This window comes from Pseudoalteromonas sp. TB25 (assembly GCF_000497995.1).
GTDB classification, from domain to species: domain Bacteria; phylum Pseudomonadota; class Gammaproteobacteria; order Enterobacterales; family Alteromonadaceae; genus Pseudoalteromonas; species Pseudoalteromonas distincta.
Map to the genome: position 1 here is coordinate 26,809 of NZ_AUTI01000321.1, position 9,972 is coordinate 36,780.

General features: G+C 38.4%; 12 protein-coding genes. 7 read left to right on the forward strand and 5 right to left on the reverse strand.

Annotation, left to right across the window (positions count from 1 at the left end):
- Positions 1–40 precede the first annotated feature (40 nt).
- Entirely contained in the window at positions 41–232 is a 192-nt protein-coding gene (locus L652_RS0112210; RefSeq protein ID WP_024596528.1) for a DUF3185 family protein, read from the forward strand.
- Between the two features lie 614 nt (positions 233–846).
- Positions 847–2,007, forward strand: a complete 1,161-nt coding sequence (locus L652_RS0112215) for an aldo/keto reductase (RefSeq protein WP_024596529.1) — start codon at positions 847–849, stop codon at positions 2,005–2,007.
- Positions 2,008–2,074: 67 nt separating this feature from the next.
- Here L652_RS0112215 and L652_RS0112220 read toward each other — a convergent pair whose 3' ends face one another.
- Positions 2,075–2,800, reverse strand: coding sequence for an amino acid racemase (locus tag L652_RS0112220; RefSeq protein ID WP_024596530.1), 726 nt, complete (start codon positions 2,798–2,800; stop codon positions 2,075–2,077).
- A 115-nt stretch (positions 2,801–2,915) separates the two neighbouring features.
- Here L652_RS0112220 and L652_RS0112225 point away from each other — a divergent pair, with 115 nt between their 5' ends.
- A complete protein-coding gene (locus tag L652_RS0112225) occupies positions 2,916–3,797 on the forward strand; it encodes a LysR family transcriptional regulator (RefSeq protein WP_024596531.1) in 882 nt (293 codons plus the stop codon).
- Between the two features lie 86 nt (positions 3,798–3,883).
- Here L652_RS0112225 and L652_RS1000000125640 read toward each other — a convergent pair whose 3' ends face one another.
- Complete coding sequence (locus tag L652_RS1000000125640; protein ID WP_310736006.1) at positions 3,884–4,057, reverse strand: LysR family transcriptional regulator; 174 nt, start codon at positions 4,055–4,057, stop codon at positions 3,884–3,886.
- 1 nt (position 4,058) lies between these two features.
- Positions 4,059–4,964: a LysR family transcriptional regulator gene (locus L652_RS0112235; protein WP_024596532.1), complete on the reverse strand. Its 906-nt coding sequence runs from the start codon at positions 4,962–4,964 to the stop codon at positions 4,059–4,061.
- A 105-nt stretch (positions 4,965–5,069) separates the two neighbouring features.
- Here L652_RS0112235 and L652_RS0112240 point away from each other — a divergent pair, with 105 nt between their 5' ends.
- Positions 5,070–5,846 carry a class III extradiol ring-cleavage dioxygenase gene (locus L652_RS0112240; RefSeq protein ID WP_024596533.1) on the forward strand — a complete coding sequence of 259 codons (777 nt, stop codon included), beginning with the start codon at positions 5,070–5,072 and terminating at the stop codon, positions 5,844–5,846.
- A gap of 79 nt (positions 5,847–5,925) precedes the next feature.
- Positions 5,926–6,603: a haloacid dehalogenase type II gene (locus L652_RS0112245; RefSeq protein ID WP_002959247.1), complete on the forward strand. Its 678-nt coding sequence runs from the start codon at positions 5,926–5,928 to the stop codon at positions 6,601–6,603.
- 61 nt (positions 6,604–6,664) lie between these two features.
- On the opposite strand, the gene L652_RS0112250 is transcribed toward L652_RS0112245, so the two are convergent.
- Complete coding sequence (locus L652_RS0112250) at positions 6,665–7,540, reverse strand: LysR family transcriptional regulator (protein ID WP_024596534.1); 876 nt, start codon at positions 7,538–7,540, stop codon at positions 6,665–6,667.
- Positions 7,541–7,654: 114 nt separating this feature from the next.
- On the opposite strand from L652_RS0112250, the gene L652_RS0112255 reads away from it, so the two are divergent.
- Complete coding sequence (locus tag L652_RS0112255) at positions 7,655–8,155, forward strand: lactoylglutathione lyase family protein (RefSeq protein WP_002959229.1); 501 nt, start codon at positions 7,655–7,657, stop codon at positions 8,153–8,155.
- Positions 8,156–8,394: 239 nt separating this feature from the next.
- Here the strand turns inward: L652_RS0112255 and L652_RS0112260 are convergent, their stop codons facing one another.
- Positions 8,395–8,775 (reverse strand): hypothetical protein, encoded by a 381-nt coding sequence (locus tag L652_RS0112260; RefSeq protein ID WP_024596535.1) that lies wholly within the window; start codon positions 8,773–8,775, stop codon positions 8,395–8,397.
- A gap of 723 nt (positions 8,776–9,498) precedes the next feature.
- On the opposite strand from L652_RS0112260, the gene L652_RS0112270 reads away from it, so the two are divergent.
- Positions 9,499–9,972, forward strand: a 474-nt coding sequence (locus L652_RS0112270; RefSeq protein WP_024603476.1) for a ChaN family lipoprotein, incomplete at its 3' end; no start/stop codon positions are given.

Genomic DNA, 9,972 nt, shown 5'->3' on the forward strand with positions numbered 1-9,972 from the left:
TTTTTATTTAGTTTATGTAAGTTAAACCTTAAGGGTATTTATGAATAATAAGATTGTAGGAATTGTTTTAATCGTTATAGGTATCGCTTTAATTATGTGGGGATACGACGTGTATGATGCGGCGGCTTCGCAGCTTAGCCGTGCATTTAGTGGCGACACACCAATAGAAGCATGGGCGGGTATTATTGGCGGTGCCATCTGTGTGTTAATTGGTATTAAAAAGCTCAAGTAACCTGAACTTGAATAATTGATCTATTTAAGCAGCTATTTTCAGCGCTAACTACGTTGAATTTAGTTGCAATTTGCTGCCCTGCACATTGTTACTTGGCAAGATAAAACTCACAGAGCTTGCTAGCAATAGCATTGTGAAAGAGTAAAATACGCCGTGTATTGCAAGGCAAACCTTCAAAAATAAACGCTTCAGTAATATTTACCCTAATTATTTCAACTACGCTCGGTTAAATTAGCTAAGTGTTGCTGCAATCGCTTTGCTAGTGAGATTATTTGTGCATCTTAAATTTATTACGGTTTTGTCTACTAATTTGTACACATTTAATAAATTTAACCATTTTATGTTGCATAAATGAGTATTAAAGCGTGCACCAATTTGGAAGTATGCTTTTTTATCAAGCTATTAAAGAGCACTGTTTTGTGCATTTAAAAGGACTATACGAGTAAAGAAAATAATCAGTTTTAAATGTAAATTCAAACGTCTGTTCAGTGTTTGTTAATTTAACTATCTTATTGATAGTATTGGTTTTTATTGTCTTTTTCTTGCTTGAGTTTGGTTGTTGTTTATACTAGCTTATAGCGTAGATATTTAACCTACTCAAGGAGAATAGTCACATGGTATCTCGCAGAAATTTTATTAAAGCAGGGGCTGCTTTAAGTTTAGGCTCTATTTTTAGTGCTTCAGCTTTGGCTGAGCAACTAAAGGTAAAAATGTCTAACGGCAGTGTTATGCAAACTAAAGGCTCAATAGATAAAAGCGCTGCTCTACCCACAAACGATGTTACTAACGCTAAGCATTACCGGCCGGAATCAAGAATGGGCTTGGGCGGCCTTGCCGCCGGGAATGGCTTTAATACTATATCAAGCGATACAGAAATTTTAACAATGCTAAATGCAGCATGGGATTCTGGTATTCGTCATTTTGATACATCACCTTTTTACGGTTTGAGTTTAAGCGAAAGGCGCTTCGGTGATTTACTTCGAAACAAAAAGCGTGAAGATTATGTTTTATCCTCAAAAGTAGGTCGCCTTCTTACCCCTTCAGCAGAGCCTTTAGAAAATAGTTGGCATTGGGCTGATCACTCACCGTTTCATTATAAGTATGATTATTCAGCCTCAGGCACGCGCCGTTCAATAGAAGATACTTTGCATCGTATTGGTGTCGCCTCACTCGATATTGTCTATATTCACGATTTATCACCACAAAACAGCGATATGGGAGATGACTGGCTTAAGTATTTTGATCAAGCGGCTAAAGGTGCTATTCCTGAGCTGACTAAAATGCGTGATGAAGGAATAATTAAAGGCTGGGGTTTTGGAGTAAATACACCTCATGCTGTTTATAAAGCGCTTGATATGTCAGACCCAGATATTTGCTTACTAGCGCTGCAGTATTCAATTTTAGATCACAAGCAGGCACTTGATAAAACCTTTCCTATGCTTGATAAACGAGGTATTTCAGCAGTCATTGGTGCGCCGCTTAATGGTGGTTTTTTAGCCGGTCGTAACCGCTTTAATTACTCGCCTAAAATTCCAGGGCCTATGCAGCAAAAGTTTAATGCAATAAGCGACATTGCATCTAAACATGGGATTGATATTAAAACAGCTGCACTGCAGTTTGCAGAGGCGCCTTCAACGGTATCCTCAATTATTCCTGGGGCACGCACGGAGGAGCAAATTAAAGCTAATGTAGCCTCAATGAAGGTTACTATTCCGGATGCGTTTTGGAGTGAGTTAAAAGCTAAAAACTTGATTGAACAAAACGCGCCAGTGTAAGTTGGCTATTTAGGTGTGCTACTTAAATGCACCAGTGTAAGCACACCTATTTATAACTAATGTTTAATTAAGCCACACTTGAGAGGGTTGATTGTTGAGTGCTTGTATAAGCCCAATTAACACACTCTTGCGCTAAAATCGCGATGGTATCTAAACATGTATCGGGTGAATTAAATACTTGTTCATTTAAAACTAGCGGTATTTCGGTGCAACCAAATAGTACTGTATCGGCACCGTGGGCTAGCATTAGCTCATAACTTTGTTTTAAAAGATTATGTCCTGAGGTTAAATCTCCTGACTTAACCGCCGTTATACCTTGCATTATAAATGTTTGCTGCTGCTCGTTAGGCTCAATAAATTTAATATTGTGCTTACTAAATGCCGTCTGATATATCCGCATATTGAGCGTGGCTGTGGTTGCTAATATCCCTATCTTACGTTTGCCCGTTGCCTTTGCGCGCTTAATAACGCTTTGTACAATACTAATGGTATGCACATCAGCATTTTGCGTTAGTGCGTTGTACCAATAATGCGCGGTATTACACGGTATAACAATGCAACTTACACCTAAGCTAGTAAGTTGGTTAAAACCCTTTTTAAGCTCAAAAAATGGATTTTCATCTTCAATACCCATTAAAAAATTTGTTCTGTCAGGAATTTGCGGGATATTCCTTATAAACATAGGTATGTGCTCTTGATCATTCTTAGCAGGTGATAACGCAATTACTTGATTCATAAATGAGGCGGTAGCCAAAGGCCCCATTCCTCCCAATATTCCTAGTGTTCTAAGCATTGTTATATTCCGATAAGTTGTTACTGTATGGGTTAAATTTATCGTGTTTTTTTTGTTTTGAATAATGCTATTATTTTACTGGCCATGCTTAAATTGCATATCTTGAGTGAGTATTATGAATATAGAGAGTAAATGGTTAGAAGATTTTTTGGCCTTATCTAATACAAAAAGCTTTTCGCAGGCCGCAAGGCTTAGGCATATAACGCAACCTGCTTTTAGTCGACGAATTAAAGCATTAGAAGAAGCCGTAGGTGCAGAGCTAATAGATAGAGAGAACTTACCAATTACACTTACCTCAAGCGGTAAAATATTTCATATAACAGCGCGTAATCTAATAAACCAAATGAATAACTCAGTGAGTATGTTAGAAGAACTCTCCTCTGAAGAAACTCACTCAGTAAAGGTTGCTGCAGCGCACTCATTAGCTACGTTTTTAGCGCTAAAGCTGTCGAACTTTCATAGTAAAAGTGATCGCAAAGTAGTCCTCAATATAGAAGCCATTGATGTTGATAAAGCCACCGCTACGCTCGAACATGGCGCATGTGACCTACTTATTGCTTTTGATAACGAACGATTAAAGTTACCTCCGTTTAGTCATCAAAAAATAGGCAGTGCAGAGTTATTGCCAGTGAGTGCCTGCAATACAAACGGTAAGGCAATATACAATTTAGAAAGTGATGGGTTTGTACCTCACTTAGCTTACAGTTTAGATTCTTATATGGGTAGGCAGTTAGAGCCGATAATATCGGGCTCTAAACTTAAAAAAGTATTTGTATCGTCGATGACAGAGCTTTTAAAAATACAGGCTTTAGAGGGTAATGGCATTGCTTGGTTACCAAACTATGTCATTACTAAAGAGCTAAAAGAGAAAAGTTTAGTTGTGGTTGGCCAAAAGCATCATTGCGTACCTATTACATATTATGCGTATCGGTACCATGCAGCGCTTCACCCTGGCGGCGAGAGCGTCTGGAATAAATTAAAAGAGCTAAATGTATAACGCAAAAAATTACTGTAAACCCCCATTACAGTAAAATGGGCATTATTAATTTAACGCGCTCACAGTAATATGAATCTGTATTTTAATTATATTCCTATTTTATTATGGATTTTTACTTCCATAATAATTGGGTGTTTTGTCCCTTTTTTAATTTGCTTAGATAGTGACGAATTATCCATATCATGCAGTGCTGCGGCTTTGGCAAATGAGCCTTGTTGCACTACATCTACAAATAACGTTAATTGATTACTTATCGATATATCACTGTCCTAAATCCCAGTAAGGTGTATCGCCATAATAGCCACTTGCAAAATCAACAAACGCACGTACTTTACTGGGTAAAAACTGTCTGTTTGCATACACCATGTAAAGCCCCATTGGCTCGGGTTCGTAGTCATTTAAAATGCGCACTACTTTACCTTGAGCCAGTGCTTCCCCTGCTATAAATGTTGGCTGCATAGCAATACCACCACCCGCAATGGCTGTATTTAGTAGCAAATCACCATTGTTAGCCACAAAGTTACTTTCAAGCTTTAGCTCGCTTTTTAACTCATTAACCCCAAATAATCGCTTTGTGGGTTCGCTGTGGGAATAGCGTAAATAATTATGTGACTGTAAATCTAAAAGCGTTTGTGGCGTGCCATGGCATTCTAAATAGTCGGGTGATGCAAACACCGCTAGGTGTATAGGCGCAATTTTTTTAGCTATCAACGTTGAGTTTTTTAATACGCCAATGCGTAGAGCAATATCAATACCCTGCTCTACTATATCTACATATTGGTCGGTGAGCCGTAAATCTAACTTTAAATTTGGATACTGCTTTTGAAAATCAACCAGCAAACCTGCTAAATGCTTAGTACCAAACGACATAGGTGCACTAATACTAAGCACACCCGAGACATTCTCGCTTAAGTTATTTAGTGAGTTTTCCATGTCTTCAATATCAATAATCACCTGCTGACAACGCTGATAATATTGATTTCCAGCTTCTGTAACACTTACTTTTCGCGTTGTACGGTGTAATAAACGCGCGCGTAGATTATCTTCCAGCGCAGAAATATATTTGCTGACTAACTGCGGGGAAATATCGAGCTTATCGGCCGCTTTTGAAAATGATCCTTCTTGCACAACGGCTAAAAAGGTCTTCATGGTGGTGAGCTTATCCATATTTAACAATACTTTGTTGATAATGTATAAATAAGTATCATATTTATCGTCAAATTAGAAACTTATATAGTGTTTATAACACGTCTATTTGTTTAAGGTTTTAGTATGACTCAGCCTGCTTTATTTATATCTCACGGCTCGCCAATGATGGCTGTACAGCAATCGGCTACGTCAGATTTTTTTGCATCATTAGGTCAAACGCTTAGTAAACCACGAGCTATTGTGGTGTTTTCTGCCCACTTTGATGAAGCGCACGATATAGTTATTACATCCGGAGATGCGCCGCATACTATTCACGACTTTTATAACTTCCCCAAGCCCCTGTATGAAATTCAATACCCAGCACTAGGAGACCCTAAGCTTGCTAATACTATTAGTGAGTACTTTTACAAAGCGGGTATTAAAACGGTGCAAAATGCAGATCAAGGGTGGGATCATGGTGTGTGGATCCCGCTGCGCTTAATGTACCCAGCAGCTAATATTCCCATTGTTCAGGTGTCTATTAACACGCGTTTGGGCGCTCAGGCTATGTATAAATACGGGCAGTTACTTGCACCACTGCGTTACGATAACGTATTAATTATTGGCTCCGGCGGGATTAGTCACAATCTACGTGAAATATTTAAAAACCCTGCTACACCTAATCGTGTTCAAATGGTTAATGAGTTTACCCATTGGGTTGAGCAAAAATTAATAGCGCAAAACACCCAAGCGTTACTTAACTATTTAAATGAAGCACCTCATGCTTTATTTAATCACCCTACCCAGGAGCACTTTTTACCTCTTTTTGCAGCGCTTGGAAGTAGTGACGGTAAAGCCGAAAAAATACATGAAGGTATAGAAATGGATATTTTAGCGCTTGATGCGTATAAGTTTTATTAAATTGAGCGTTCGTTCAAAGTAAGTTAAGCTGTAAGCAAGTACTCTAAACCAACTTAATTTATTTTATTGCGGAGCAAACATGGCAACTACACTTGCATTTGACGTATACGGTACGCTAATAAACACTCACGGCGTACTGTCCTTACTCGACGACATGATTGGCGATAACGCCCAAGCATTTTCAAATACATGGCGCGAAAAGCAATTAGAGTATTCATTTAGACGTGGATTAATGCAAAATTATATTCCTTTCTCGCTATGTACAAAACACGCACTCGATTACGCCTGCTTAGCGCACAAAACCGAGCTAAGTGAAGATCAAAAGGGGCAACTGCTAGAGCTTTATAAAACGCTTCCTGCGTTCGATGATGTAAAAGCAGGCCTTGAGCAATTAAAAGCGAAGGATTACCGTTTGTTTGCATTTTCAAACGGCGCTGCCGACGCAGTTCATACCTTATTAGAAACCGCTGGCATTAGTGAGCTTTTTGAAGGGGTAGTAAGTGCCGACGACGTTAAAACCTTTAAACCAAACCCAGGGGTTTATAGCCACTTTTTACGCGAAACTAATTCAACAGGCGCAAACACGTGGCTTGTATCAAGTAATCCGTTTGATGTAACCGGTGCCATATCGCATGGTATGCGCGCGGCGTGGATTCAACGATCTAAAGAATCTATTTTCGATCCGTGGGAAATACAGCCAAATACTATCGCAACCGACTTACTTGATTTAAAAGCAAAATTAGAAAGCGTTAATTAATTTTCTATTCCCCCTTTTGCTTATGGTATTAAGTGCCGTGGGTGTAAAGGGGGTTTACGTTTTAACTATTTACTCCCGCCTTTATTAGCTCAATTACTGTATTCATACGCTTTGCCATTGGCCTATTTCGGTGATGGCACACATAAATACTCTCGCTAATTGGATTAGCTAAATGGTGCGTTTTAATAAGCGCAGGTTTATTAAATGCGCTAACGGCATGCGCAGGTAAAACCGTAAAACCTAGCCCTAAACTTACCGGCTCCAGTATTAAACTTATCTGGTTAGAAAACCCCGTGCGTTTAATTTGATCAATATGTTCAAACTCACTGTAGTTTTCGCTCAGTAATAGCTGTGCGTGGTGTTTTGCATCGGGGTGGCCAATAAAGCCAAGCTCACATAAAACCTCCCACGTTGGGTTTTTAATATGTGCGGGGGTGACAAGTAATAAGGCTTCTTTACCAATTTTGTGGCTGGTAACTTCGCTAAGCGTCGGAGCTTGAGTTAAAAAACCTATGTCGGCACTGTGGTTTGCCACAGCTTGCTCTACACTTGTATTGGGTGCAAAGCGATAATCAATATTAAGCTCGGTATGCTTTGCCTGCAGCGCTAATAATTGGCTATAAAATTGTAGCCCACAACTACCAGGCGATTGTATTTTTACCAAGCCGCTGTAAGGCGAATCATCTTTTAATTGTTGTTCTAAAAATTGCCATTCCTTTAATAACAAGCTGCCTTGTTGATACAAGTTTTGCCCATGTACGGTAAGGGTAAATTGTTTGCCGTGGCGCTCTAATAGCGCGCAGTTTACTTGCTGCTCTAGCTTTTTAATGTGCTGACTTACGCCCGATTGGGTCATAAAAAGACGCTCGGCGGTTTGGGTAAAATGATTTACCTCAACCAAAGTACAAAACGTATTTAACCATGTTGGATTTATCATTACAAAACGTACTCAAAACGATGACTAATGATAATTTTACTTAATGTTGGTCGATTCGTAAACTAACTCCATCAACTAGCCACAAGATAAGTCACAAGTTAAAGAGGAAGCATTATGAGTCATACATATCCACGTAGTTTTTCGCACATTGGTATTTCGGTTCCCGACGTTGAAAAAGCAGTCGAGTTTTACACTAAGGTTATGGGTTGGTACACAATAATGGAACCGACTTTAATTACCGAAGACAAAAGCCCAATTGGCGAAATGTGTACAGAAGTATTTGGCGAAAAGTGGGAAAAATTCAAAATAGCGCACCTATCTACAGGGGATCGTATTGGTGTCGAAATTTTCGAATTTAAAAACCAAGAAAACCCAAAAGACAATTTTGAATACTGGAAAACAGGCATCTTTCATTTTTGTGTTCAAGACCCTGATGTAGAAGGTTTAGCCGAGCGTATTGTAGAAGCTGGCGGTAAAAAACGTATGGAAGCCCCTCGTTATTACTACCCGGGTGAAAAGCCGTACCGCATGATCTACATGGAAGACCCGTTTGGTAACATCCTTGAGATTTACAGCCACAGCTACGAGCTTATATATAGCGCAGGCGCTTACTAAACGTACCTAGTTTAAAGCGCTTAGCTAAAAACAAAGGCCGCAGTATTTATTACTGCGGCCTTTTTGTTTCAGTTAAAGAGTTTTTAAATACACTTCACCGTCTTCTTATTCTCTATAACTTGTTTTTGCTTAGCTTGTGCAGCATGTTTTGCCCTGAGTTGAAAATATTATCAACCTCCAGAAAAGCACTACCAATCGAACTGTGTCCTAGTGAATTTATGAACGACATAACACATATGTCAGGAACTTTTTCTCTTATCCATAAACAGGCTATATGTCAGTACCGCTGAGATTAAAAAACAAAATATTACGCTTAATGTAAATAATATAAAGTTTTCATTTTTTGATATAGCTCCTCCTTTAAGGAGTATTTCACCGCTATTAAGTGCATCTATTCCTATATAGATCATCAACGGAATTACAAAAAATGCATTGCTGAGCTTAATAAGTAAGTCCTTTGATGAAAGACTTACTAATTGAGAAGCATCATGCTCTTCCTCTTCTCTATTTAATAGTTCGGCTTTTAATAGCTCAAAGCGTTCAGGGTACAAAGCCCTATCAATAGACGTGATAGCTTCTTGCAATTCAGTAATAGAATATTCTGAATAATTTGGTTCCATCTATAAAACCTTCTCCAGGGCCTAGCGCTTACATAAGCGGAATAATATAGTTGACTAAAATGGTTTTAGGAACAAAAAACAGCCAACTATAATTTCATTTGATATTTACGTTAGGTTTTTTCAGTTAAATGTATATAAAACAATTATATATAGATAATGGGCCAAAGTAAGAATATGGAAGCTACTAGTTTAAAGTGTCCATTTTTATATGAATGTGCTTGTGCTGAAAACCAACTTAATAAAGCTCCAATTACACATAAAATCTGAAGAATGTTACCAAACCAGTGTTCATTAAGAAAACTCATAAAACTGGTGTTTTGACTTGCAAATATAAATAACAAAAGAGCTGAGGTACCAAATAAGAGACAGCTTCTTGATTCTGAAAATTTTAGTAAGAATAGGCTAAAACCATCTTCCATGTTTTCACTAAAAATTGGATGCTTCTTAGAACTCCATTTAACATCGAACGATTTTATAGGCCTCGAATCGAGCATACTTCTGCCGATGTCACGCTCATTTTATACTTTACACAGTTTTAACAAATTACCTAAGATATTGCTATCAAAAGCTATTTAATATCTATAAGCAAAGTTAAGGCATATAAATGCGCATTTCGCTCATTTCCTTGATTATGTAAGTAAGCAGCAGTTTGGCTGGCTTAATAGGTATTACAAGTATATGATATTGATAATTATTTGCATTAAAAGGTTTTGAAAGGTGTGTATGAAAAAGTCTATGTTAACTCTGGCGTTAGTTACGGGTTTGAGTGGTTGTAGCACAACAACTGTGCCGCCTGATAAAAGCTCATCGCTTTATTACACTGCGCTTTATAATGCACAAGCAAAGCCTGTTAGCTCTGTATTATTAGAGCCCAAGCTATTAAATGCCGATGTGGTTTTAGTGGGTGAATGGCATACGCACCCGGGTGTGCATTTATTTCAGGCGGAGTTATTTGAGCAATTAAGCAAAAGTAATAAACGCACAGCACTGTCGCTTGAACAATTTAGCCGCGCGGATCAGCCTATTTTAAACCAGTATGTTAAGAGTGAAATTGGTGAGCAATATTTAATTGATAACACCCAAGCGTGGCCTAATTACAAAAGTGATTACCGTGCGTTGGTAGAGCTGGCTAAAGCGAACAATAGCGATGTAATAGCTGCAAATGCGCCAAAAAATATAGTCACCTGTATTGGCAGG

What these genes read in the sequence shown, in the direction of transcription:
- L652_RS0112225 (WP_024596531.1), top strand. Translation starts at nt 2,916, where the DNA reads ATGAATATAGAGAGTAAATGGTTAGAAGATTTTTTGGCCTTATCTAAT.
- L652_RS0112250 (WP_024596534.1), bottom strand. Translation starts at nt 7,540, where the DNA reads ATGATAAATCCAACATGGTTAAATACGTTTTGTACTTTGGTTGAGGTA.
- L652_RS0112245 (WP_002959247.1), top strand. Translation starts at nt 5,926, where the DNA reads ATGGCAACTACACTTGCATTTGACGTATACGGTACGCTAATAAACACT.
- L652_RS0112255 (WP_002959229.1), top strand. Translation starts at nt 7,655, where the DNA reads ATGAGTCATACATATCCACGTAGTTTTTCGCACATTGGTATTTCGGTT.
- L652_RS0112210 (WP_024596528.1), top strand. Translation starts at nt 41, where the DNA reads ATGAATAATAAGATTGTAGGAATTGTTTTAATCGTTATAGGTATCGCT.
- L652_RS0112215 (WP_024596529.1), top strand. Translation starts at nt 847, where the DNA reads ATGGTATCTCGCAGAAATTTTATTAAAGCAGGGGCTGCTTTAAGTTTA.
- L652_RS0112235 (WP_024596532.1), bottom strand. Translation starts at nt 4,964, where the DNA reads ATGGATAAGCTCACCACCATGAAGACCTTTTTAGCCGTTGTGCAAGAA.
- L652_RS0112240 (WP_024596533.1), top strand. Translation starts at nt 5,070, where the DNA reads ATGACTCAGCCTGCTTTATTTATATCTCACGGCTCGCCAATGATGGCT.
- L652_RS0112260 (WP_024596535.1), bottom strand. Translation starts at nt 8,775, where the DNA reads ATGGAACCAAATTATTCAGAATATTCTATTACTGAATTGCAAGAAGCT.
- L652_RS0112220 (WP_024596530.1), bottom strand. Translation starts at nt 2,800, where the DNA reads ATGCTTAGAACACTAGGAATATTGGGAGGAATGGGGCCTTTGGCTACC.